Source organism: Alteromonas sp. RW2A1 (genome assembly GCF_001886475.1).
GTDB classification, from domain to species: Bacteria; Pseudomonadota; Gammaproteobacteria; order Enterobacterales; family Alteromonadaceae; genus Alteromonas; species Alteromonas hispanica.
Window position 1 is genome coordinate 1571854 of sequence record NZ_CP018031.1, and the last position, 23559, is coordinate 1595412.

22 protein-coding genes and 1 tRNA gene are annotated in these 23559 nt (G+C 44.7%); 10 read left to right on the plus strand and 13 right to left on the minus strand.

Annotated elements, in window-relative coordinates:
• Positions 1 to 94 precede the first annotated feature (94 nt).
• On the plus strand, positions 95 to 1102 hold the full coding sequence (locus BM528_RS07055) for a DUF58 domain-containing protein (RefSeq protein ID WP_071981202.1): 1008 nt from the start codon (positions 95 to 97) through the stop codon (positions 1100 to 1102).
• The gene (locus BM528_RS07060) at positions 1099 to 3189 is read left to right on the plus strand and encodes a transglutaminase family protein (protein WP_232230596.1); all 2091 of its coding nucleotides are present in this window, start codon (positions 1099 to 1101) and stop codon (positions 3187 to 3189) included. Before BM528_RS07055 ends, BM528_RS07060 begins: the two co-directional genes overlap by 4 nt.
• 244 nt (positions 3190 to 3433) lie before the next feature.
• Here BM528_RS07060 and fusA read toward each other — a convergent pair whose 3' ends face one another.
• The 5 genes from fusA to BM528_RS07090 form a co-directional block, all read right to left on the minus strand.
• Entirely contained in the window at positions 3434 to 5518 is a 2085-nt protein-coding gene (gene fusA, locus BM528_RS07070) for an elongation factor G (RefSeq protein ID WP_071979286.1), read from the minus strand.
• Positions 5519 to 5700: 182 nt separating this feature from the next.
• Positions 5701 to 6798: a 23S rRNA (cytidine(2498)-2'-O)-methyltransferase RlmM gene (gene rlmM, locus BM528_RS07075; protein WP_071981203.1), complete on the minus strand. Its 1098-nt coding sequence runs from the start codon at positions 6796 to 6798 to the stop codon at positions 5701 to 5703.
• A 7-nt stretch (positions 6799 to 6805) separates the two neighbouring features.
• Complete coding sequence (locus tag BM528_RS07080) at positions 6806 to 7267, minus strand: DUF423 domain-containing protein (protein ID WP_232230637.1); 462 nt, start codon at positions 7265 to 7267, stop codon at positions 6806 to 6808.
• 98 nt (positions 7268 to 7365) lie between these two features.
• Entirely contained in the window at positions 7366 to 8136 is a 771-nt protein-coding gene (locus tag BM528_RS07085; protein WP_071979288.1) for an alpha/beta family hydrolase, read from the minus strand.
• Positions 8129 to 9028: a transcriptional regulator GcvA gene (locus BM528_RS07090; protein ID WP_071979289.1), complete on the minus strand. Its 900-nt coding sequence runs from the start codon at positions 9026 to 9028 to the stop codon at positions 8129 to 8131. Before BM528_RS07090 ends, BM528_RS07085 begins: the two co-directional genes overlap by 8 nt.
• A 218-nt stretch (positions 9029 to 9246) precedes the next feature.
• On the opposite strand from BM528_RS07090, the gene BM528_RS07095 reads away from it, so the two are divergent.
• Positions 9247 to 9525 carry a hypothetical protein gene (locus BM528_RS07095; protein ID WP_071979290.1) on the plus strand — a complete coding sequence of 93 codons (279 nt, stop codon included), beginning with the start codon at positions 9247 to 9249 and terminating at the stop codon, positions 9523 to 9525.
• Positions 9526 to 9766: 241 nt separating this feature from the next.
• Here the strand turns inward: BM528_RS07095 and kdsA are convergent, their stop codons facing one another.
• The 6 genes from kdsA to hemA form a co-directional block, all read right to left on the minus strand.
• Complete coding sequence (kdsA, locus tag BM528_RS07100; RefSeq protein WP_071979291.1) at positions 9767 to 10621, minus strand: 3-deoxy-8-phosphooctulonate synthase; 855 nt, start codon at positions 10619 to 10621, stop codon at positions 9767 to 9769.
• A gap of 21 nt (positions 10622 to 10642) precedes the next feature.
• Complete coding sequence (locus BM528_RS07105) at positions 10643 to 11014, minus strand: SirB2 family protein (protein ID WP_071979292.1); 372 nt, start codon at positions 11012 to 11014, stop codon at positions 10643 to 10645.
• A 14-nt stretch (positions 11015 to 11028) separates the two neighbouring features.
• Positions 11029 to 12597, minus strand: a complete 1569-nt coding sequence (locus BM528_RS07110; protein WP_071979293.1) for a DUF3369 domain-containing protein — start codon at positions 12595 to 12597, stop codon at positions 11029 to 11031.
• Between the two features lie 91 nt (positions 12598 to 12688).
• On the minus strand, positions 12689 to 13549 hold the full coding sequence (gene prmC / locus BM528_RS07115; protein WP_071979294.1) for a peptide chain release factor N(5)-glutamine methyltransferase: 861 nt from the start codon (positions 13547 to 13549) through the stop codon (positions 12689 to 12691).
• Between the two features lies 1 nt (position 13550).
• A complete protein-coding gene (prfA, locus tag BM528_RS07120; RefSeq protein WP_071979295.1) occupies positions 13551 to 14636 on the minus strand; it encodes a peptide chain release factor 1 in 1086 nt (361 codons plus the stop codon).
• 15 nt (positions 14637 to 14651) lie between these two features.
• Complete coding sequence (hemA, locus tag BM528_RS07125) at positions 14652 to 15926, minus strand: glutamyl-tRNA reductase (RefSeq protein ID WP_071979296.1); 1275 nt, start codon at positions 15924 to 15926, stop codon at positions 14652 to 14654.
• Positions 15927 to 16057: 131 nt separating this feature from the next.
• Between hemA and lolB the strand changes: the two genes are divergently transcribed.
• The 4 genes from lolB (at position 16058) to BM528_RS07145 (ending at position 18691) form a co-directional block, all read left to right on the plus strand.
• A complete protein-coding gene (gene lolB, locus BM528_RS07130) occupies positions 16058 to 16726 on the plus strand; it encodes a lipoprotein insertase outer membrane protein LolB (protein WP_071979297.1) in 669 nt (222 codons plus the stop codon).
• An 11-nt stretch (positions 16727 to 16737) separates the two neighbouring features.
• The gene (gene ispE, locus BM528_RS07135) at positions 16738 to 17601 is read left to right on the plus strand and encodes a 4-(cytidine 5'-diphospho)-2-C-methyl-D-erythritol kinase (protein WP_071981204.1); all 864 of its coding nucleotides are present in this window, start codon (positions 16738 to 16740) and stop codon (positions 17599 to 17601) included.
• A 32-nt stretch (positions 17602 to 17633) separates the two neighbouring features.
• Positions 17634 to 17709 (plus strand) — tRNA-Gln (locus tag BM528_RS07140).
• A 34-nt stretch (positions 17710 to 17743) separates the two neighbouring features.
• The gene (locus tag BM528_RS07145) at positions 17744 to 18691 is read left to right on the plus strand and encodes a ribose-phosphate pyrophosphokinase (protein WP_071979298.1); all 948 of its coding nucleotides are present in this window, start codon (positions 17744 to 17746) and stop codon (positions 18689 to 18691) included.
• 130 nt (positions 18692 to 18821) lie between these two features.
• Here the strand turns inward: BM528_RS07145 and BM528_RS07150 are convergent, their stop codons facing one another.
• Complete coding sequence (locus BM528_RS07150; protein WP_071979299.1) at positions 18822 to 19553, minus strand: alpha/beta fold hydrolase; 732 nt, start codon at positions 19551 to 19553, stop codon at positions 18822 to 18824.
• A gap of 231 nt (positions 19554 to 19784) precedes the next feature.
• Positions 19785 to 20831, minus strand: coding sequence for an NAD(P)-dependent alcohol dehydrogenase (locus tag BM528_RS07155; protein WP_071979300.1), 1047 nt, complete (start codon positions 20829 to 20831; stop codon positions 19785 to 19787).
• A 210-nt stretch (positions 20832 to 21041) separates the two neighbouring features.
• Between BM528_RS07155 and BM528_RS07160 the strand changes: the two genes are divergently transcribed.
• The 3 genes from BM528_RS07160 (at position 21042) to BM528_RS07170 (ending at position 23558) form a co-directional block, all read left to right on the plus strand.
• Positions 21042 to 21536 carry a ribose-phosphate pyrophosphokinase gene (locus BM528_RS07160; protein ID WP_071979301.1) on the plus strand — a complete coding sequence of 165 codons (495 nt, stop codon included), beginning with the start codon at positions 21042 to 21044 and terminating at the stop codon, positions 21534 to 21536.
• A gap of 130 nt (positions 21537 to 21666) precedes the next feature.
• Positions 21667 to 22668 carry an NADPH-dependent aldehyde reductase Ahr gene (ahr, locus tag BM528_RS07165; RefSeq protein ID WP_071979302.1) on the plus strand — a complete coding sequence of 334 codons (1002 nt, stop codon included), beginning with the start codon at positions 21667 to 21669 and terminating at the stop codon, positions 22666 to 22668.
• 257 nt (positions 22669 to 22925) lie between these two features.
• Complete coding sequence (locus BM528_RS07170; RefSeq protein ID WP_071979303.1) at positions 22926 to 23558, plus strand: 50S ribosomal protein L25/general stress protein Ctc; 633 nt, start codon at positions 22926 to 22928, stop codon at positions 23556 to 23558.
• The last annotated feature ends 1 nt before the right edge of the window (position 23559 follow it).

Here is a 23559-nt window from a genome sequence, read left to right on the forward strand (position 1 = left end):
GGTGTCTAACGCGGCGAAGCACGAATTCAAGCAAAAGCAAAATACGAGTATAAGAGCACGGCTTTCTCATCGTAGGAAAGCAATTTTATCAACAATGCTTTCAAGATGGTTAGATAAGCGAATTCCGCCAGCCTCACAGCACAGCCTTACCTTGAATTCCATTTTTGTATTACCCACTGGCTTTGGCTGGTCGTTTATTATTATGGCGCTTTGTCTGTTTTTATTGGGCACGAATTATCAAAACAATCTTATGGTATTGCTGAGCTATATTTTACTGAGTGTGATGCTTCTTACGCTATTTTACACTCATCAAAACTTTGCCCGCCTGGCGGTAAAATCCCAGCCAATAGCCCCTTTTCATTGCCATCAAACAGGTAAATTTCAGCTTGTTGTCATTAAGCATTACGCACAGCAAGACAAACCGTGCAAAGGTAATTTAGTTGCAAGGTGGTTAGACACAAAAGAGCACGTGTCTTTTATTCTTAACGCCGAAGAAAAATCTCAACAACGGCTCTCAGTACCCATTAAAAGAAGCAAAAGGGGTAAATATTCATTACCTAGACTTACCCTTGCCTGCGATTTTCCACTGGGTTTGTTTAAATGCTGGACACACCTCGACTTTGATGCAGATATATTGGTTTACCCTAAACCACTGCAAGATGAGGCAATACAAGTCGCCTTACCTTTTGATGAGTCAGAGCAAAGTAAAAACGATACAACAACCTCTAGCCATAGCAGTACAGACTTTCATAGCCTGAGTGACTATAAAGCAGGAGAGCCGCTCAACCGGGTGGTCTGGAAGCAAGTTGCTAAAAGCGGTGACTGGGTAGTTAAACAGTTTTCAGATCCTATTAACGAAAAATATTATCTTTCTGTAGATAACCAAATAGACGTTGAGCGGGCTATCAGTATTCTCACCCATCATGTTATTGAGCAGAGTAAAAATGGTAATCAGTTTGGCTTGCAGTATCGCTCTATCGATATTAGCCCCCATTATGGAGACAGCCATACTCACCAATGCTTAAAAGCACTGTCACTTCTGAATTTACCACAGCGCACCTATCCAAATGACACCTTCTCAGCAGAGGCAGCGTCATCGTGATAGCGCTTTTAAAGCCTTCGGCGCTATCATCTCACAAGCCTATTTCATATTTCATGCTGGCTATTGCGTACGGAGTATTGCTACTTACACTAACCGAAGAGTTGATGATATGGGTAATCATATTGGGATTGTGCGCCATTGTTGTTCGCACTGTCTCTTTTGAAAAGAGCAGTCATTTGCCCAATGCTCGCACCGTTAACTTGCTCGCAGTGTTATCTTTGTTTGCGCTTACATGGTTTGGCTTTTCAATAGGCTTGCTTAACAGCATGATTAATCTGCTGGCTATCGCATTTGCCCTTAAACTTATGCTGCTAGATAGCAAACGAGACTTCCACCTTCTTTTTTGTACCAGCCTCTTTCTTATTGGCTGCGGCTTTATTTCAGCGCTCAGTGTTATTGCATGGCTAGGGTATCTTGGAGTTTTGCTATTTTTATTGCTCTCCCTTGCCTATTACCATGGCCCGGTAACTCCGCTCAAAAGTAGCGCTAAATTTGTAGGCACTTTGGTTATTCAGTCTATTCCCATTGCTGCATTACTGTTTTTGGTGATGCCCCAACTGCCGCCGCTGTGGCAAATGCCCACGTCCAAGTCTCAGCAAACGGGTCTGTCAGACACAGTAACACCCGGAGACATAGCGTCACTGGCAAAATCATCAGAACTCGCGTTCACTGCCACTTTTCCATCTGCGAGCGCCGTTCCAGAGCCTCAACAGCGCTACTGGCGTGCCCTGGTTATGGAAGACTTTAATGGCAAAACATGGTCAATAAGTCAAAAACGCAAGCAGGCGGAAAGACAGCTTGCAACTATGCGGCGTACGCCTCCTCTTTTACTTCTTGCCAATACTGCCGAAAGTGAAGAAAGCGATGAAAGCGGTGTAAGCGAGACAAAAAGCTATGAAATGATTGTTGAACCCACAAAGCAAAACTGGCTGTTTGCTCTGGAGTTATCCGCGCCCAATAATGGAAAAAATAACATTACGGTTAATGCGCAGTTCGACTACACCCTACGGACATCGACGCCACTTATGAGCAAAAAGTCGTTTTACTTCGATTACCTACCCACTACGCCGGTAACCAACCCGGTAGGCGAATTTGAGCGGCAGTTGAATAGCTTATTACCAGCAACGTCTAACCAAGAAACTCGCCAGTGGGTAAGCAGCCTTAAACAAGCGAACCCAACACCCAAGGGGTTAGCTTCAGCCATAATGAACTACTTCAAACAACAGGGTTTTACCTACACGCTAGAGCCTAACGCAATGCCGGTAGACCCTATCGATAGATTTATATTTGAAGAAAAAGCCGGATTTTGTGCTCATTACGCCAGTGCTATGACGTTTGCACTGCGAGCAGGCGGTGTGCCAGCTCGAATGGTGACAGGTTATCAGGGGGGTGAGCAACTAGACGATAACGTGTTGCAAGTAAGACAATACGACGCGCATGCGTGGGTGGAAGCGTTAATAGACGATACCTGGGTGCGCTACGACCCCACCAGCATGGTAGCGCCTTCGCGTTTGCAGTATGGCATTGAGCAGGCTTTAGCTGAATTTGGTGAAAAGCGTACCGACGGACTGTTAGGTGATTTGCGGGAAGGAGCGCTATTTACTACGCTGCAAAAATGGATGCGGCAGATGGATTATCAATGGAGTAAGTGGATTTTAGGATTCGATGCAAACAAGCAAAAAGACTTACTTGAAGACTTATTAGGCCAAATCACGACAAAGAAAATGACCGCAGTATTTCTGGCTACCTTGAGCATTGTAGGCGTTATATTGCTGGTGTATTTCTTTCCTATCCAGCGCCAGTCTACCCTGCCTAAGTATCACCGTATTTATCTTAACGCTTTGTCAGCCATTGAAAAACATAGCGGCGTTGAAAGGCAATATTTAAGCCCTCGGGAATATCTCAACAAGGTCTCTTCGCATTTAAATGAAAATACTCAAAAGATCCTTAGTGAAATGACGTTGCTCTTTATCGAGAGTAGTTACAGCCGTGAAGGTATTGGTGACGATAAAGCCAAGGTTACGTTGAAGATGAAACACCATAACCGCGCCTTGAAAAAATCTCTTCGCCAATATCGAGTAGGGTGAGGCTTGCGCCTCATCCCTCTCACAGAACCGTACGTACGGGCCTCGTATACGGCTCCTGCATACTTCATATCACTTGCTAACGCCCTTGCCATTCGGATTATCTTCCCCTCAGTCAGGGTGATTCAGGTTTCTTTCAACCTGACGGGTTTGCCAGCTTCGCTGGGCAAACAAAAAAGCCAGTCTGTGAAGACTGGCTTTAAATACTATTAAAACCACCGCTAAAGCGGTGGAAGCAAGTTGCTAATTACTTAGCAGCTTTGCGTGCTTTCGCTTCTTCAATTACTTTGTCAGATACGTTCTGTGGACATGGTGCATAGTGGCTGAACTCCATAGAGAACTGACCACGACCTGATGTCATTGTACGTAGTGAACCGATGTAACCAAACATTTCTGAAAGCGGTACGTCGGCTTTAATGCGAACGCCTGTTAAACCTGCTTCTTGGTCACTTAGCATACCACGACGACGGTTAAGGTCACCGATTACGTCACCAACGTGATCTTCAGGAGTAAACACGTCAACTTTCATGATTGGCTCAAGAAGTTGTGCACCTGCTTTAGGAATAGACTGACGGAATGCGCCTTTCGCTGCAATTTCAAATGCGATTGCAGATGAATCTACTGCGTGGAAACCACCGTCGTAAAGTTCAACTTCAACGTCAAGTACTGGGAATCCAGCTAGAACACCCTCGTCCATCATTGACTTGAAGCCTTTCTCTACTGCAGGCCAGAATTCTTTTGGTACGTTACCACCAACAACTGTTGACTTGAACGTGAAGCCTGAACCTTGCTCACCAGGCTTGATGCGGTAGTCAATTTTACCAAATTGACCAGAACCACCTGATTGCTTCTTGTGCGTGTAGCTATCTTCAACTTGTTGCGTGATAGTTTCACGGTAAGCAACCTGAGGCTGACCAACGATAAGGTCAACACCGTAAGTACGCTTAAGAATGTCCACTTTGATGTCTAGGTGAAGTTCACCCATCCCTTTAAGGATAGTCTCACCAGAATCTTCGTCAGTTTCTACTTGGAACGACGGATCTTCAGCAACCATCTTACCGATAGCAATACCCATCTTCTCATTACCGCCTTTATCTTTAGGCTGTACAGCAATTGAGATTACTGGAGTTGGGAATACCATTGGCTCTAGCGTTACTTTGTCTTTCGGATCACAAAGTGTGTGACCAGTTTGAACGTTCTTCATACCCACGATTGCGATGATGTCACCGGCTTGAGCACTTTCTAATTCAATACGCTCATCAGCTTGCATCTCAACCATACGGCCAACACGCTCTGTTTTACCAGTAAACGAGTTAAGGATGGTGTCACCCTTCTTAAGTTTACCAGAGTATATACGTACGAATGTCAGGGCACCGAAACGGTCATCCATGATTTTAAACGCAAGCGCTTTAAACGTTTCATCAGGAGATACGATAGCGTGTTCGCCAGTTTCGTTACCTTCTTCGTCCATTAGAGGCTGTGGATCAACTTCTGTAGGCGCAGGTAAGTAATCAACAACGGCGTCTAGTACTAGCTGAACACCTTTGTTCTTAAATGCAGAACCACAGTATGTTGGGAAGAATGCAAGGTCGCGAGTACCTTTACGGATACAACGCTTGATGTCTTCAACAGAAGGTTCTTCACCTTCCATGTACGCTTCCATAAGGTCATCGTCTTGCTCTACAGCAGTTTCGATTAGTTGCTCGTAGTATTCTTCTACCAAGTCAACCATGTCTTCTGGAACGTCTTTAATTTCGTAGTTTTCAGGAAGACCTGTGTCATCCCAAACGTATGCTTGCTTGTTAAGTACGTCTACAACACCAACGAATTCGTCTTCAATACCGATAGGTAATGTCATAACAAGAGGTGTAGCGCCTAGCACTTTACGAACTTGCTCTTTTACGCGATAGAAATCAGCACCCATACGATCTAATTTGTTCACGAAAATGATACGTGCAACTTCTGATTCGTTAGCATAACGCCAGTTAGTTTCTGATTGTGGTTCAACACCACCAGAACCACAGAATACACCGATACCGCCATCAAGTACTTTTAGTGAACGGTAAACTTCAACGGTGAAGTCAACGTGTCCAGGAGTATCGATAACGTTGAAACGGTGGTCTTTCCAGAAACAGCTTACCGCTGCAGACTGGATGGTAATACCACGCTCAGCTTCTTGTTCCATGAAGTCGGTAGTAGATTCACCATCGTGAACCTCACCAGTTTTATGGATTTTACCGGTTAGCTTCAAAATACGTTCTGTTGTGGTAGTTTTACCCGCGTCTACGTGGGCGAAAATACCAATGTTTCTGTAATGAGATAAGTCTGACATTAGTTCACTTTCAATTGGTTCAGAGTAAAAAAACGGCTGGATTATAAGGATTTCTGTACCAAATTTACACCTTTTTTAGCACAAACCGATAAATCGACTGTACAAAACCAAGCCCCGATTAATTCTTTTCTATAAATATCAAAAACTTATTCATTTTTGACACTTTTTTTAAAATAACAAAATCACACCTCATGTTTTGAAGTGCGAATAATTGTTACTGTTACTTCATCTCTGTCGTGGTAGAGATGCCTCACCTTGACCGAAAACGCATCTTCCAATGCCTGTAATCGCGTCTTTAGCAGCGCTACAGCGTCTTCCACTGTTTCAAAGCGCCGTTTCATAGGGAGCTTTAGGTTAAAGATAGCATGCGTCGCCCAGTGTTTTACCAGCCAATCGCCCATTAACTTTGCTACCCTATCGGGTTGCTCTATCATATCACAGACTAATAAATCGACGCGACCAAATTGTGGTTTATATGTAAAGCCGTCGGCGGCGTGGTGTTCTACAAGACCTGTTTGCATGAGTGAGTCGGCTACCAATCCGTTATCAATGGCCTCTACATACATACCTCGTTTTACCAGCTGATAAGTCCAACCACCAGGGCAGGCGCCCAGGTCTACCGCTCTCCCGCCGCTGCGAAGCACTTTTGCTTGCTCTTGAGAGCTCAACATATTAACCAGAGCATCTTCTAGTTTTAAGGTTGAGCGACTTGGTGAGTCGCTGGGAAATTTAAGTCTGCATATTCCCAGATGGTCTTTGCTTGCATGAGTGGGTAACGAATAGCCAATGTGGCATGTCTCGAAGGACTCAAAGAAAATATGAATTTTTGCTTTGCCGGTATTTTCCTTTGCAGTAAGCCAACCTGCTTTGCGAAGAGCTTGGCGCATGGGCACAGTAAACTTTTTGCAAAACTTGGCTAATGTTTTCCCTTCTTCGGTATCAGGATATTCAATATCAATGGCTCCAAAGATAGACAAGGGTTTTTCAACATCTTTCAGACACTCAAGAATTTGGCCCACGCGATCTTCTTTTTCGATATTCGCTAAGGTCGCAAAAGCAGCAATTAATTGACGAGGAAAAATAGTATCCCTAACGGCGAACTCGGCAATGGCGTTACTGAGCTGCTGCGCATCATAGAGATGATATAACACGAACCCGCTATTTTTCTTTGAGACCGGATACCCATATATACTTACCTCGCCATAGCGCGTGGTTAGCTCGTTTGCAGCATCGTTTTCATACCCTGGGCGACAATAGGCTATTACACTAGTTTGACTCATTTTTGACTCATTTAAATTGACTTGCATTTTGTTGCTCAGAATCAGCGGTTTGCTCTGGCGATACTGTTTGCCCTAGGTTTTCCTGAGCATTTTTACTAGCTTTAGACCTTACTAAGGCAACAGTAAGTAGCGTCCAGCCAACGATGAAAAATGTGCCACCTAACGGCGTGATAGGTCCAAGCCATTTAATTCCTGTGATGGCAAGGGCATACAAGCTACCACTAAATAGTACGCAGCCTACTGTAAAACAAAAACCCACACGATTTGCCCATTTCGACACTATTACTGTGGACAGGGCTGGTAAACACAAGAGTGCTAGACCGTGATACATTTGATACCGAACGCCAATTTCGAATGTGGCTAATTGCTGTGCGGACAGCACAGCTTTGAGGCCATGCGCAGCAAATGCGCCTAATATCACGGCTAACCCAGCCGCAAGTGCTCCAATAACTAAATAGACTTTCGCAATACTTTTTGTATCTTCGCAGGTGCTCTCATTAACGGTGTCAGTCTGGCTCTTCGTTTCGTTTTTCGTGTGACTTTTCGTATAGCTTTTTGTATCGCTTTTCATAACAACCTCTCAGCAGATGAATTCTGAGCGTGCGACTTCTCATCCAAACCGGTCTCTTCTATAACGCTTTTTCGCTCATTCATTACTGCTTTTATAAATTCAGCTGTAGCTTCGGCCGCGGTTTGAATATGAGACTCTTGTGTGTATCCACTCGCTTTCCTGGGTTTAAAGCTATGTTCGCCGTCGGGCAGATACTTCACCTTTATCGACGAAGACAGTGAATATGTACTGATATCTGCTTGAGTGCCGAAGGTATCACGCTCTCCCTGCATAACAAGCAGCGGCTTGGTGAGTGTTTCTAAATGCGCTGTGCGCGTTTTTTCTGGTTTTCCAGGAGGGTGAAACGGATAGCCAAGAGCGATAGCGCCGTAGATACCAGCTAAATACTCACATTGCTCAACTGACGCTTCATTGGATTGATGTTGCTGAGATGCAGTTGCTTCGCTCAACAACATGGTTGCCATACGCCCGCCCATTGACTTACCGCCAATGAACGAAGGTAGCAGAGGCTCTTTTGCGTTAACGTCGCAAATTACGTCTGTGAAATGCTGAAGCAATTTATCTGCTTTGTCTGGCGGACGGCGCTTTCCGGTAGCTTTTATCGTTTGCATATAAGCAAAGTTAAACAGTACAACATCAATACCAAGGTTTGTGAGATGCAGCGACATCGCCTGCATAAACTCATGCTCCTTACCGGCTCCTGCCCCATGGGCTAAAAACAGGCGTGCAAAAGGCGAAGCTGCTCTTTTTATTTCAATATCAAACATTGTCTTGCTCTTCTTCAACTAACGCGAGGATCCACTCTCTAAAAGCGGCAATTTTGCCCAATTCAGCCTGAGATTCCTCACACACCAGATAGAACGCATCTTTACTTTCCACCCGCTCTTCAAAGGGCATGACTAACCGCCCGGCTTCAATTTCTGGTCGCGCCAAAATAGTGTTACCTAACGCTATCCCTTGGCCAAGGGCTGCCGCTTGCAGCACTAGCATAGAGTGGCTAAATACGGGACCTTGATTAACATTTACGCCTAATACATCGACATGTTTCAGCCAGTTTTTCCACGCGGCCCTGCTCATATCGTGAAGCAGAACATGATGGCGCAGGTCAGATAACGTAGATAATGGCTTAGGCCCTTGAAATAACATGGGCGAGCATAAGGGTGTTAAAAACTCTCTGTGTAGCTGATCGGCTTGCAAGCCTGTCCAACGCCCCTTGCCGTAGTAAATGGCTACATCGACATCGTCTGCTAAAAATCCTTCATCAAAATCTACTGCTTTAATACGAACATCAATATCTGGGTGGGCAATGCTGAACTTATTGATGCGGGGTACCAGCCACTGACTGGCGAAGCTTGGCGGCATGGCTACCGTTATAGCGCCTTTGCTGCCTTTTGCTAACAAACGCTCGGTGGCATCTTGCAGGTGCTTAAAAATTTCTTTTAGTTCTAGAAAGTAAGCCTGCCCTTCTTCGGTGAGCAGCAGGGTTCGATTGCGCCTGAGAAATAATTTCATTGATAAGTATTCTTCAAGTGCTTTTATTTGGTGGCTAACCGCTGCTTGGGTCACAAAAAGCTCTTCCGCCGCCTTAGTAAAGCTGAGGTGTCGAGCTGCTGCCTCAAAGGCTTTTAGCGCATTTAGCGGGGGTAAACGTCGATGCATAGCGTTTTCTTAATCCAATGTGACCTGATCATGACAATAGCATTAGTTTTACTAATGGCAAGCCATACTTTTACTCGTTTTCACTTTACGCCCAAACTGTCTACAATTCACCCGAAATTAAAAAAAGAACTATTAACTTCAGTATTTTATGATGCTTAATTGTTAACCGCATTAACAATTGAACACATTTTATTTAATTATTTTTATTAGGTGTGAAAATGAAAAAATTACTTGTTGCTAGTGTATCAGTTATGGCGTTTGTAAGCGCCGCTGCAAATGCTAACGTACAACCAGAAAAGATCAATCTTGCGTCGCTAATCAATACCGCTATGACGAATGTAAAAATGGCTGAAGTATTACCGGCTAACGATGCACACATTGTTGTTAAGAAACAGTCAACGGCAATATTGACTGAAGAGACTCAAATCTCGCTACACAAAAACTTGTTAGCAAAGACCCAACGTGAAGAGAGCCTGGTAGAAAAAGCGGGCGAATAATTCCTCATCACACCTGATCCGCATGCCGGTGTCTAACACCGGCATACGCCATCAGCACTCACTTTTTAGCTATTCTCGCTATAGACAACGAGTAACCACTGCGCTGAATATCAATTGTTTACAAATCACCCGGTTAAATGCCGTCTCGCTAAGTTTCATCTCGCTAAGTTTCATCTCACTAAGTGCAATCTTGCTACAAGACATCTTGTTGGCTGCTAGCTATAACAAAGGTACATCTGTACTAGGTATTACTGGTATCAAGCTCTGCGAACCCTTTCACTAAATCATCTAAGGCTTTCATTTGAGCTAAGTAAGGCTCCAGTTTTGACAGCGGTAATGCGCAAGGTCCATCACACTTCGCTTCATCAGGGTTTGGATGTGCTTCAATGAACAATCCCCCTAAACCTAACGCCATCCCACTTCTTGCCAACTGAGCAGCCTGTGCTCGACGACCGTCTGCAGACGTTGCACGACCGCCAGGCATTTGCAGCGCATGAGTAGCGTCGAAAATTACCGGTGCGTAGGCTTTCATCGCGTCCATGCCCAACATATCAACCACCAGGTTGTTGTAGCCAAAGCTGCTTCCTCGCTCACAAAGGATAACCTTATCGTTACCGGCCTCGTTAAGTTTACCAATGATATGACGCATCTCATGAGGCGCTAAAAACTGCGGCTTTTTCACGTTAATCACATTTCCCGTTTTCGCCATTGCTACAACAAGGTCAGTTTGACGGGCTAAAAATGCGGGAAGTTGAATAACATCGACTACCTCAGCAACGGGTGCTGCCTGATGCGGCTCGTGAACATCGGTGATGAGGGGAACGTTAAAAGTAGATTTTATTTCTTCAAATATACGCAGGCCTTCTTCCATGCCAGGCCCTCGATAAGAAGTCACAGAAGAGCGATTGGCTTTATCGAAGGACGCTTTGAACACGTAAGGGATATTCAGTTTTTGCGTCACCTCAGCATAGTGCTCGGCTATTTGCATTGCCAAGTCTCTCGACTCCAACACGTTCATGCCACCAAAGAGAACAAACGGTAGATGGTTAGCCACTTCTACATTGCCAACACTTATCACTTGCTTAGATACAGACATTTTTACTTCCAATATTAATTTCTAGAAAAGCGGTTGCTTTGTCACGGCTACCATGGCAGTTGCCATGAGGACGGCTAATGCAGCAACGAAGAAACCCCAGCGACTCGCAGCCGTCTTCGCTTTTTTCAGTGCAAACAACCCAAATACGATATACAAAATAACACCGAATAACTTGAAGGTGAGCCAAGCGTTAACAAAGGGGTATTGCGACAAAATAACGCATAGCCAAAGCGCACTTCCCAACAGTATGGTGTCGATAATATGAGGTAATATTTTTATCCATTTTTTTGCTAATACTGTGGCATCGAATTGTGCCCACACAAAACGAAAGATAAAGAAAAGAATACTTAGCACAACTGCCGTTAAATGAAGATGTTTTGCCATCATGTACATAATTTGCGTTCCTATTATTGATTTTTGTTGGGGTACTGCGCTTGTATCTCTAAAAACGCGGGTAAATGTTTAAGTAATCGAGACACCAGTTTGGGATCAAAATGGCGTCCGCTTTCCTCTTCTAGCGTGTTTACAACCTTTTCCACGCTCCATGCTGGCTTATAAGGACGCTCGTTAAGTAAGGCATCGAAAACATCTAGCAGTGTCGCAATACGACTTTTTTGATCTATCTCCTCGCCTTTTAAGCCTTCTGGGTATCCATCGCCGTCCCATCGCTCATGGTGCTGGCGCGCAAGGGTAGCAGCTAGCTGAATAGTAGGTCGAGAAGAGTCTTTTAATATTTGGTAGCCAAACTCCGCGTGCTGACGAATCGCAAAAATCTCATCGTCGGATAACGGCGTACTTTTGTGCAATATAGATTTAGGTACCTGAGATGTTCCTATGTCATGTAAGGATATGGCCAATTTGAAAGTATCAATTTCTTGCTCAGGCAGCGCTAATTTTTGTGCCATTAAACCTGCCATTTCTGCCATTCGCTTAATGTGGTTTGAATCACCAGATTCGTGCTCTAGAGCGTGACCGAGGCGCTCAATAATTTCTCGTTGCGTGCCCTCCAAATCTAGTGTCTTTAACACGTTATCGAAGGCAAGTTGAACGCTGTTTGAAAATCGCTTCACTAAGTGTTTATCGTTTTCACACAAACGGCGAGGCAAACCAGAAAGATACAAAAGCGCGCCTTTGTGCGACTTACTATTGCAATAGGCAACCACATGGTCGTCTGCATACACAATTTGCTTTTCTTTCATCGCTTGTTCGCAAAGGGCGTACTCTTCATCTGTTATTGCACTTTTAAGTGGTAGCCCCTCTTTCGAGGAATACTCTCCGTTACCTGCAAACACATAAAGCTCGTCTTCATCAATTTTGCCATTATCCACATCAAGTGTACGCGATGTGGTTGCCACAGCTGTAGTGATGTAGGCCGCATCCTTAGAACAACCCAATATAGACGCAAGCTGCTGAATAATGCCCTGCATAAATTTTTCTAACGAATGAGATGAAAAGAGATCTACCGATGCATCAATGATCTTTTCTAAACCGGCTCTGTTTTCTTCAATTACAATGATGTCGCGATATGAACGTAACGCAGCAATCATAACGGTAAAAAGCTTTTGCGCTGTTAGCTCGGTCTTAGATTTATAATCGTTGATATCGTAGTTTATAATGACGTCTTTTTCGGGGGCCTGGCCGGGCTGACCTGTGCGCAGAATAATGCGGGTAAAATGATTGTCTAATTCGTTTCTGATGTAATTCGCAACCTGAAGACCAGCGTCGTCGGTTTCCATCACTACATCGAGTAACACAACAGCGATATCGCTATGCTTTCTAAACATAGCCTTTGCTTCTTCGCCGCTGTAAGCGCTAATAAATTCGAGTGATTTACCATTAAGAATAAAGTCATTCAATGCAAGACGAGTTACTGTGTGAACTTCGGGCTCGTCGTCGACGATAAGTATCTTCCAGCTACCAAGATTCTCACCGCTACTATCGTCGTCATCCTCAGCAAAAAGAAAGTCGTCACTCATTGGGTAAATGTCCTTTTTATTTTTTAACCAAGATACTAATGCATATCACAATATTAGCAAGTGCCCTGACAGCATGGCGGTTAACGCGGTGCTAGATTGGAAGAAAACCCAAGGTCACTCGATCGTTTCCACCGTAATCTTTGACTGTTTCAACATCAGTAAAGCCTGCTTTAAGTAGTAGCGTTCTCACCGACTCTCCCTGATTAAAGCCGTGCTCAAAAGCAATGAGACCACCGGCGGCGAGATACGACTGCGATTTGTTAATAATATGCCTGATGTCACGCAAGCCATCTTCTCCGGATATAAGCGCTGTTTTAGGCTCAAATTGAACGTCACCTTGTTTTAGGTAAGTGCTGGAGTCTTCAATATATGGCGGGTTAGACACGATTACATCAAACTGCATATTATTGAGTGCAGCAAACCAATCGCTCTGAATAAATGTGGCGTTGCTTATGCGGTTGACTGACGCGTTGTGTGTGGCAAGTTCAACGGCCTCTTGCTTGAAATCAATACCGGTTACAGAGGCTTGCGGAAGTTCCGTGGCTAGCGCTAACGCAATGGCTCCCGTTCCCGTGCCCAAGTCACAAATGGAGAAGCAAGCGTCATTATCTTCATTACCTTTATTACTATGAGGCAACCGATTAAGCACTTGCTCAACCAACACCTCGGTATCAGGACGTGGTATGAGTGTATGAGGCGAAGTAGCAAGCGTTAACGTCCAGAAATCTCGTTTTCCCGTTATATAGGCTACCGGCTCACCAAGACGTCTTCGCTCTATCGCCTGTTTAAATCTCTCTAAAGCTTGTGTTTCGAGGGTTTTATCTGGCCAAGTAAACAGGTAGGTGGCATCTTTGCCAATAACATTGGCTAACAGCACTTTAGCGTCAACCGAGGGTGACTCACCACCCTCTAGCTCTTTTGCTGCCCATACAAGGGCATCATCGATGCGCATACTATTCGTCAGACAAAGACGCGAGTAAGTCGGCTTGATGCTCCTGCAAAATAGGGTTAATTAGCTGATTTAAATCACCTGCAACCACTTCATCTAAGCGGTAAATCGTCAAGTTGATACGGTGATCGGTAACTCGCCCCTGCGGGAAGTTGTACGTTCTTATGCGCTCAGAACGATCGCCGCTCCCTACCAAGCTCTTACGAGTAGACGCTTCTTCTGCTGCGCGTTTCTCTTCTTCTATCTGATTTAAACGCGCTTGCAGCACAGACATAGCTTTAGCACGATTTTTATGCTGAGAACGCTCGTCCTGACACTCTACCACCAGGCCGGTAGGCAAGTGCGTAATACGAATAGCAGAGTCGGTTTTGTTGACGTGCTGACCACCAGCACCCGAGGCTCTAAACGTATCTATGCGTAGGTCGGCAGGGTTAATCTCAATTGCTTCAGACTCTGGAATTTCAGGTAAAATGGCTACCGTACACGCGGAGGTATGAATACGGCCCTGAGATTCTGTTTCTGGCACACGCTGTACGCGATGACCGCCAGATTCGAATTTAAGGTTTCCATACACACCGTCACCGCTAATGTTAGCGACCACTTCTTTATAGCCGCCGTGTTCGCCTTCATTGGCGTTTATCACTTCTACACGCCAGCCTTTATTTTCGGCATATCGGCTGTACATGCGGAACAAATCGCCAGCAAAAATAGCCGCCTCATCGCCACCTGCGCCAGCACGAACTTCCAAAAAGCAGTTATTATCATCGTTCGGATCTTTAGGAAGAAGTAATAACTGAAGGTCTGTTTCAAGACGTTCTATTTCAGATTTGGCCTCTTTATACTCTTCTTGGGCCATCTCGCGCATTTCGGCGTCGTCTTCATTCATCATTTCTTGCGCTGATGAAAGGTTTTCTTGCGCTTGCTGATAAGCATTAAAGCCATCGACAACGCCTTCAAGTTGACTGAATTCTTTTGATAAATTGCGAAATTTATCCTGATTGCCGATAACGTCAGGATCGCCAAGTAAAGCCTGAACCTCTTCGAAACGCTCAACAAGATGTTCGAGTTTTCTAACTACCGACTCTTTCATATTCTTTTTATTACCTTATTTATTTTCATCTGATGGATCATCAGATAAATCTAATGCCTGTCCCATCCAGCGACTCAATGCTGGGTCGTCGTGTCTTGCCGCTTCGCGAAGCGCAAGCGTGGTGGGATGTAACAGCGCATTGGTTAGCTTGTACGCCATTTCCTCGATAACAAGGTCTGCGCTTTTGCCTTCTTCTAGCTGGGCTTTTGCTTTTTCCACTATATCATCGCGTTGAAGCATGCCCTTCTGTCTGTATTGCTTGACCAAATCTATTGATTGCTGAGATTGCTTCCAACTCATGTAATGGCTGGCCTGCTCGTCAATCAACTTTTGCGCCTCTAACGCCGCTTGCTCTCTGTTCTCTAAGTTCTTTTGAACAATGTGCTGTAGGTCATCAACAGTGTACAAGTACGCATCGCCTAGCTCGTTAACTTCCGACTCGATGTCACGGGGAACGGCAAGGTCGACCAAAAACATAGGCGTATTTTTACGCTGCTTTAGTGCCTTTTCTACCATGCCTTTACCGATTAATGGTAACTGGCTGGCTGTAGAGCTAATAACGATATCAAATTCGTGCAGGTGTTCTGGAACTTGAGACAGTGTGTACACACTTGCATCGAGTTTTTCGGCAAGTGCTTCTGCCCTTGCTACCGTGCGGTTTGCTACAGCAAGGCGTTTAACGCCCTGCTCTTTTAAATGCTGTGCCACTAACTCTATAGTCTCGCCAGCACCAACCAACAACACAGAGCGTTTGGGTAGCTCAGCAAAAATATGTTTTGCCAGCTGCACGGCAGCGTAAGCTACGCTTACCGCGTTAGCGCCAATATCGGTTTCGCTGCGAACGCGTTTTGCTACTGAAAAAGTGTGCTGGAACAGTTTGTCGAATTCGCTGCTTATCATGCCAGAATGTTTGGCATCACCAAACGCCTGTTTTACCTGACCCAATATTTGCGGCTCGCCAAGAATTAACGAGTCTAAACCACTGGCTACGCGCATTATATGCTTAACCGCGTCATCCTGCGCAAGAAGATAACTATTTTTCGCAATCTCTTGCTCATCAAGATGGTGGAAGTCGCTTAACCACCGCAGAATTTTTTCTCCGGTGTCATCTTGCGTATTAACATAGAGTTCGGTTCGATTGCAGGTAGAGACGATCACTGACTCGTTTACACCCTCAACACTTTTCAAACTCGCAAGCGCAGCCACCAGAGAATCTGGTGTAAAAGCCACTTTTTCGCGAAGCGCTACGGGGGCTGTCTTGTGGTTAATGCCAAGGGCAAGTAAAGTCATTCAAATCTGTGCTGGCAACGTCGGACGCGCATTGTACGAAAAAGCCAAAATGATTGAAAGTATTCGTGAAACTGTGTTCACATAATATGTGCGATGTTTTCGCCCAACCCATCAAGGAAATTATTTACATTATGCTGCGTGTCATTACCGTAATTCTTCTCACCGGAGTATTTTTAAGTGCTTGTAGCACCGCACCAAAAGGCCCACAGCACGCAGTAAACCTCACCGCACAGCTTGAAAAGGTAGCCGAAATTCAGCGCTGGCAAATGCGCGGCAAAATTGCATTTAAGCAAGGAAACGAAGCGGTAAGTCTAAATCTAGTCTGGAAAAACGATTCAGGCGATTTTGATTTTAGATTAAGTAATTTTCTCGGCGTAAGCATGGTTGACTTAAATGTAACCAGTGAACAATCTACATTAGTGGTGGATGGTGAAACTTATTACGATGCAGAACCAGAATCGCTAATTTACAACACCACTGGCATTATCATCCCTGTGGCACCGCTGCTCTCATGGGTAAAAGGACTTCCTCTTAAAGACGATACTTTTACGTTAACCGATAAAGGCCTTGTTGATACTTTACAAAGCGGATGTAATGGCTGCAGCAATTGGACAGTACGCTACGGCCAATACGGTAAAGTAGACAGCAGTGTATGGCTACCCCACAGCATTACGCTAACTCAATTGCCGATGCAGCAGGCGTTCGCACAAGAACAGAACTCTTCAAACACACAACCTGATGCATCACTGACGCCGCAAACTCAATTAAAAATAAAAATATATAAATGGACAACTTTGTAATGAGTGCATCTATGCCAAACGCTAACTCACTAAAAAAAGACTGGTGGCCATCCCCCGCCAAGCTCAACGTATTTCTGCATATACTTGGTCGCTTAGATAATGGATACCATCAGCTTCAAAGCCTTTTTCAGATGTTAGATTACGGCGACGAGCTGGCTTTCGACATTACTAATGATGGAAAAATAACCATGGCTAGCCCACTTGAGGGCGTCAGGGATGAAGATAACCTTATTGTAAAAGCGGCCAAACTACTGGCAAAGGAAGCAAATTCGCCGTTAGGTGTCACAATATCCCTCAATAAGCGCTTACCTATGGGAGGCGGTATCGGCGGGGGTTCGTCGAACGCAGCCACAACATTAGTGGCGCTTAATTTACTGTGGAAAACAGGGCTTAGTGAAGATCAACTGGCTGACCTTGGTTTAGCACTTGGCGCAGACGTGCCCATTTTTGTTCGGGGCAAAACCGCTTTTGCAGGAGGCGTAGGGGAAAATATCACACCAGCCGAGCAGCAAGAAAAGTGGTATTTAGTTGCAAACCCTGGTGTACACGTAAGCACAGCAGAAGTATTTCAAGCCAAAGATTTACCTAGAAACACCCCCCCTATTCAGTGGAAAGACTACATATTTGAAGAAACACGCAATGATTGTCAGCAATTAGTCGCTAATTGCCATCCCGAAGTTGCAAAATTATTACAGTGGTTGTTACACTACGCACCGTCGAGAATGACGGGCACAGGTGCATGCGTATTTGCCATTTTTTCCGACAAAGCTTCAGCAGAACATGTATTAGCATTATTGCCAAATGCGTGGCAGGGTTTTGTTGCAAAAGGTGTAAATAGCTCACCACTATTAAACAAAAAAAAACAATATAAATAGCGTGAACGCCACATCGGACAGAACTTAAAAATTGGGGTATAGCCAAGTTGGTAAGGCAGCGGGTTTTGATCCCGCTATGCGTAGGTTCGAGTCCTGCTACCCCAGCCAAATCTCTTTTATCAACGCACTGAGGAAATCACTTGTGCCAGATATGAAGCTCTTTGCAGGTAATGCCGTACCAGAACTTGCCCAGAAAGTCGCCGACCGTCTCTACACCAAACTTGGAAATGCCAAAGTAGGCCGTTTCAGTGACGGTGAGATAAGCGTAGAAATTCATGAAAACGTCCGTGGTTCGGACGTTTTTATTATCCAGTCTACGTGTGCCCCTACCAACGATAACCTAATGGAACTGATTGTGATGATCGACGCATTGCGCCGCGCATCGGCAGGTCGTATTACTGCGGTCATTCCTTACTTCGGTTACGCTCGTCAAGACCGTCGAGTTCGTTCAGCAAGAGTACCTATCACTGCAAAAGTTGTGGCAGATTTCTTGTCAAACGTGGGAGTAGATCGTGTTCTTACGATTGACCTTCACGCTGAGCAAATTCAAGGTTTCTTTGATGTACCGGTTGATAATGCGTTCGGTACACCAATTCTGCTTGCAGATATGGTAAGACGAGACTTTGCCGATCCTGTTGTTGTATCACCCGACATTGGCGGTGTGGTAAGAGCCCGTGCAACAGCGAAACTGCTTAACGATACCGACTTAGCCATTATTGACAAACGTCGCCCTAAAGCGAACGTAGCGCAAGTAATGAACATTATTGGTGATGTTAAAGACCGCGACTGTATTATTGTGGACGACATGATTGATACTGGCGGTACGCTTGCAAAAGCAGCAGAAGCGTTAAAAGCACACGGTGCAAGAAAAGTTTACGCCTATGCCACGCACGCCATCTTCTCAGGAAACGCAGTAACAAACTTACGCGATTCTGTTATCGATGAAATTGTAGTGACAGACTCTATCCCACTAAGCCCAGAAATGCGCAAAATGGGGAAAGTCAAACAGCTTACGTTGTCTGAAATGCTTGCGGAAACTATTCGCCGTATCAGTAACGAAGAGTCTATCTCAGCGATGTTTGAATATTAAAATCGGATATCCGTAAAAGATACTGGTTTGAGATGCTTGAAAAAGTATCGCACAAAAGCATTATAAAAAAGCGAGCGCGAGCTCGCTTTTTTTGTATGAGCTTCTTTCCGGCCTAAAACTGGGCATTATATCAATCAAGGTTTGCGATAAAGTTTTCTATACATTGATTGACGATATCTGGCTGCTCGGCAAATACCATATGCGTTCCATCATCAATGATATTTAGCCTCGCGTTTGGAAGCTGTTCGTTTAAATAATGCGAATATTTAACGGGGGTCATTACATCTTCACTGCCCACAATAAGCTGAACAGGCAAAGAAACCTTATGCAATGAGCCCATAACGTCGAAACTATTGCATATTAAAAAGTCGGTAAGCGTAACGGCTGCGCCATTTTTCACCATGGCCGTATTCACCTCAGTTCTAAGTGGTTCAGCCAGTGTTTGGTTTGGTGCCAATAAAAAGCCGGGGAACTCCTCACCCTTTTCTACCACCCCAGTCAGTGCATCTAAAAACTGCGGCATAACTTTTAATTTCGCGCCAGCGCCAATTAATACTAGGCCCTTTATTCTGCTGATCTCGGAAGTTGCCGCCCGATGACTTTCGGTTTTAGAGGTGGCGATATCTAAAGCGGCTTTTAATACAACTGCGCTACCTAGAGAGTGACCCACGAGCACCACATCATGCAAATTGCGCTCTTCAAGCACAGATAGTAGCCACTGCGACATAGCTTCAATGTCAGTGAGTGCATTTCCGTTAGGATGCCCAGGAAGATCGAGAGCAATGCTGTTATTAAAGAAAGACGTTTGATAAGACCATACGTGATGGGTACAACCAGAACCGTGCACAAAAACAAGCGTCACAACTCAACTCCTTTTCACTACTCTCGCGACTTTTTACCGCGCTCTATCAATTTCAGGGCGGCGACTTAGCGTCACACCCCTGCAAAAGCTATTCATTCAAAAATCGCCCGCAGATATGAAGCGGCTATCTTATCTAATACAAAGCGTAGCCAATAGAAGGCCTAGCCAATAAAACCCATAGCCAATATTAAGCTAAGCCACCGTTACATAACTGCGAACGTCTAGGGCGTGTTACACAGACAAGCTCGCCATATCAATAACAAAGCGATGAGCCACGTCACCGGCTCTTAAATGATCAAAGGCTTCATTCACTTGGTCGGCGTTAATCACTTTACATTCTGGGTGGATGTCGTGCTCTGCACAAAAATCTAATACTTCTTGGGTCTCTTTGATTCCGCCAATAAGAGAACCCGCTACGCGACGACGTCCAAGAACAAGAGGCGCTGTCATCGATTCTTCCATTGGCCCAATTTGACCAACGATGACCAAGGTACCATCAATATCTAACAACGGTGTGTATTGGTCTACCGAGTGCTTTACAGGAACTGTGTCGATTATTAAGTCGAAGGCACAGGCAGAATCTTTCATTGCCTTTTTATCAGTGGAAACCAAAATATCATTTGCACCACTCGCTTTCGCTTCTTTCTCTTTAGAGCTAGAGCGAGAAATAACGGTAACATCTGCCCCCATGGCTACGGCTAATTTTACCGCCATATGACCAAGGCCGCCCATGCCGATTACACCCACTCGACTTCCTTCTTTAATATCCCAGGTTTTCAACGGCGAATACGTAGTAATACCGGCACACAAAATTGGCGCCGCCTTTGATAGATCTAGAGCTTCAGGCACTCGCAATACAAATTCTTGACGAACAACTATGTGCTTAGAGTAGCCGCCTTGTGTGGTTTCGCCAGAAATGCGATCGGGAGCGCCGTAAGTCGGCGTCATGCCGTTACGGCAGTATTGCTCTTCGCTTTTTTCGCACTGGTCACAACTTTGACAGCTATCAACCATACAACCTACTGCAACATGGTCACCAACGCTGTAATCACTAACTTGCGAGCCCACATCAATCACTTTTCCTACAATTTCATGACCCGGAACTAGTGGATAGGGCTGAGGGCCCCAATCTCCATTTACGGTATGCAAATCAGAATGACACACTCCGCTATAGAGGATTTCAATGGCCACGTCGTTATCGCGCAATGCTCTACGCTCGAAGTGATACGGTTCCATGTGGGCGTCTGAAGAATGCGCTGCATAGCCAATTGTTTTCATATAAACCTCTTTGTTCGTTAATAATGTTAAGCATTTCAATTTGAAATTGCTCTACGCTTTATCGCAAAGCGCTTTGATTAAATGTACTTAAGTGACAAATTAGCATATACCCTTATTGTCACATAGTCATGGTGTATACGTTGAAAAGAAGTTTACGTGCTATGAGAAGTGCATGTATTCTTTTAGAAAACAAAAACAAAGGACGTAGAAATGAAAAACCCGATAGTTAAATCAAAAGCCCAAGTAATGCTTATTGCCATAGCGACAGTGTTCGGCCTCTCTGCGTGTACAGAGGACAACGAAAACGTTGAGTCTACGGTTTCTAACCAAGAGTTATACGATGAAAACAAAGCGACCATTGAAAAAATGGAAGCAAGAAAAGATGCGCCAGCAGAATTGGCAGCTGAACCAGTAACGCAAGCAGAAGCAAAAGAGGTCAATATCAAAGATAACGTAACCTTAAAAGGAAGTATTATTTACAAAGAGCTTGAAGGCGGATTCTTTGCTTTTATTACAGAGAAAGGCGATCGTTTTACGCTGCATGGCTTAGATAAAACTTACCAAAAAAACGGCTTAGTGGTTGAGATTGAGGGCATAACCAAGCCTCAAATGATGACAATTACTCAGTTCGGTACTGTGTTAGAAGTACAAAGCGTAAAAGTACTCGACGCCAGTAAAGTTATTGATGGAACAAACACCCACTAACAGTGTTTGCTGAGTCAATCACATTGCCAACAGCATTGATCGTATTGCAAAAATACGCGTAATTATTCTTTTACGAATTCGTGTTATTAAAATTGATTTAAGTTAACAGCAACGATTAAGGAAGAGCGCAATGATTAATGCATACGCAGCAAAAGAAGCCGGTGGGAAGTTAGAAAAGTTTGAATATGACCCCGGCGAACTGGACGCACACGATGTCGAAATTGACGTAGAGAGTTGCGGTATCTGCCACAGCGACCTAAGCATGCTAGATAATGAATGGGGAATTACAGAGTACCCATTCGTACCTGGCCACGAAGTGGTCGGCACCATCAGCAAAGTAGGCGCTCATGTTACGTCGCTACAAATTGGCCAGCGAGTCGGTCTTGGTTGGCATGCAGGTTATTGCAATAGCTGTCGTACGTGTGAAGAAGGCGACCATAATTTATGCCAGCAAGCCTCTATGACTATTGGCGGTCGCCATGGTGGTTTTGCTGAAAAAGTGCGTGCTCAGGCTCGCGCCGTAGTGCCATTGCCTGAAAAATTGGATAGCACAAAAGCAGGTCCACTATTTTGCGGCGGCATCACCGTTTTCAATCCATTAGTTCAGTTCGATATCAAGCCAACATCTGAAGTAGGCGTGGTGGGTATTGGCGGTCTAGGTCACTTGGCATTGCAATTTTTGAACGCTTGGGGCTGTAAGGTGGTTGCTTTTACCTCTAGCGAGTCGAAGAAAAAAGAAGCCCACGAGCTTGGCGCTCACGACACCATAAATAGTCGCGATGAAGATGAAATAAAGCAAGCAGAAGGCCGTTTCGACCTCATCATTTCAACAGTAAATGTAAAGCTGGACTGGAACCTGTATTTATCGACTCTTGCACCAAAAGGTAGGCTGCACTTTGTCGGCGCTACACTTGAGCCTCTTGATATTGGTGCGTTCAACTTAATTGGTGGACAGAAAAGTGTTTCAGGCTCGCCGGTTGGCAGCCCTGCCACAATAAAAACCATGCTGGACTTTGCTGAGCAACATAATATTGAGCCAGTCACAGAAACCTTTAGGTTCGACCAGATAAATGAAGCCGTTGAGCGGTTGCGCGAGGGGAAAGCACATTATCGCATTGTGTTAACAAGATAGTTCTGGTAACTGGTTTCCTAATACTAAACAAGCGCCTTCTACGGCGCTTTTTTACGACTGCAGTAATTGTAAGTTTAACAGCGTGGTGGTAGAATTCGCCGCCCTTAAAAATTGGGGCCGTGAATTAATGGTGTTTAAACCTCGCATTGCTCTCTATTATGGTGAGCTTTAATAGGGTGTTTACTCAGCCAATAACACGTTAACAGTGGGTTTTGGTCGCAAAAGCCCACACCATTAACTTATTTTGGAGACATATAATGTCTGATTCAATTTTTAACCTAGACGCTACTGTTCGTACAGACCTAGGGAAAGGTGCGAGCCGCCGCCTACGTCGCGAAGACAAGCTTCCTGGTATCATTTACGGTGGTGAAGAAGCACCGGTATCTATTACTCTTGATCACAACAAAGTGAACAATTCTGCTGACTTTGAAGCGTTCTACTCTCACGTTCTTACACTAAACGTAGACGGTAAAGCTACCGAAGTACTAGTAAAAGATATGCAGCGTCACCCGTACAAGCCTAAAATTACACACATCGACTTCCAACGTGTAATTGCTGGTCAAGACGTTCACACTAACGTACCAATTCACTTCATTAACGAAGACAAGTCTGCTGCTATCAAAGCTGGCGGTATTGCTGAGCACCACGTAACTGAAATTGAAGTAACGTGTCAGCCTAAAGCTCTTCCTGAGTTCATTGAAGTAGATCTTGCTAACGTTGAAATGGGTCAAACTGTTCACCTTTCTGACCTAACACTTCCAGCGGGTGTATCTTCTGTTGAGCTTGGTAAAGACGACGAAGCACACGACCTTGCTGTTGTAACTGTTAAGCCTGCGCCTAAAGCAGCTGAAGCAGATGAAGACGGTGAAGAAGAAGCTACTGAGGAATAAT

What these genes read in the sequence shown, in the direction of transcription:
- BM528_RS07055 (WP_071981202.1), top strand. Translation starts at nt 95, where the DNA reads ATGCTTTCAAGATGGTTAGATAAGCGAATTCCGCCAGCCTCACAGCAC.
- fusA (WP_071979286.1), bottom strand. Translation starts at nt 5,518, where the DNA reads ATGTCAGACTTATCTCATTACAGAAACATTGGTATTTTCGCCCACGTA.
- rlmM (WP_071981203.1), bottom strand. Translation starts at nt 6,798, where the DNA reads ATGAGTCAAACTAGTGTAATAGCCTATTGTCGCCCAGGGTATGAAAAC.
- BM528_RS07085 (WP_071979288.1), bottom strand. Translation starts at nt 8,136, where the DNA reads ATGTTTGATATTGAAATAAAAAGAGCAGCTTCGCCTTTTGCACGCCTG.
- BM528_RS07090 (WP_071979289.1), bottom strand. Translation starts at nt 9,028, where the DNA reads ATGCATCGACGTTTACCCCCGCTAAATGCGCTAAAAGCCTTTGAGGCA.
- BM528_RS07095 (WP_071979290.1), top strand. Translation starts at nt 9,247, where the DNA reads ATGAAAAAATTACTTGTTGCTAGTGTATCAGTTATGGCGTTTGTAAGC.
- kdsA (WP_071979291.1), bottom strand. Translation starts at nt 10,621, where the DNA reads ATGTCTGTATCTAAGCAAGTGATAAGTGTTGGCAATGTAGAAGTGGCT.
- BM528_RS07105 (WP_071979292.1), bottom strand. Translation starts at nt 11,014, where the DNA reads ATGTACATGATGGCAAAACATCTTCATTTAACGGCAGTTGTGCTAAGT.
- BM528_RS07110 (WP_071979293.1), bottom strand. Translation starts at nt 12,597, where the DNA reads ATGAGTGACGACTTTCTTTTTGCTGAGGATGACGACGATAGTAGCGGT.
- prmC (WP_071979294.1), bottom strand. Translation starts at nt 13,549, where the DNA reads ATGCGCATCGATGATGCCCTTGTATGGGCAGCAAAAGAGCTAGAGGGT.
- prfA (WP_071979295.1), bottom strand. Translation starts at nt 14,636, where the DNA reads ATGAAAGAGTCGGTAGTTAGAAAACTCGAACATCTTGTTGAGCGTTTC.
- hemA (WP_071979296.1), bottom strand. Translation starts at nt 15,926, where the DNA reads ATGACTTTACTTGCCCTTGGCATTAACCACAAGACAGCCCCCGTAGCG.
- lolB (WP_071979297.1), top strand. Translation starts at nt 16,058, where the DNA reads ATGCTGCGTGTCATTACCGTAATTCTTCTCACCGGAGTATTTTTAAGT.
- ispE (WP_071981204.1), top strand. Translation starts at nt 16,738, where the DNA reads ATGCCAAACGCTAACTCACTAAAAAAAGACTGGTGGCCATCCCCCGCC.
- BM528_RS07155 (WP_071979300.1), bottom strand. Translation starts at nt 20,831, where the DNA reads ATGAAAACAATTGGCTATGCAGCGCATTCTTCAGACGCCCACATGGAA.
- BM528_RS07160 (WP_071979301.1), top strand. Translation starts at nt 21,042, where the DNA reads ATGAAAAACCCGATAGTTAAATCAAAAGCCCAAGTAATGCTTATTGCC.
- ahr (WP_071979302.1), top strand. Translation starts at nt 21,667, where the DNA reads ATGATTAATGCATACGCAGCAAAAGAAGCCGGTGGGAAGTTAGAAAAG.
- BM528_RS07170 (WP_071979303.1), top strand. Translation starts at nt 22,926, where the DNA reads ATGTCTGATTCAATTTTTAACCTAGACGCTACTGTTCGTACAGACCTA.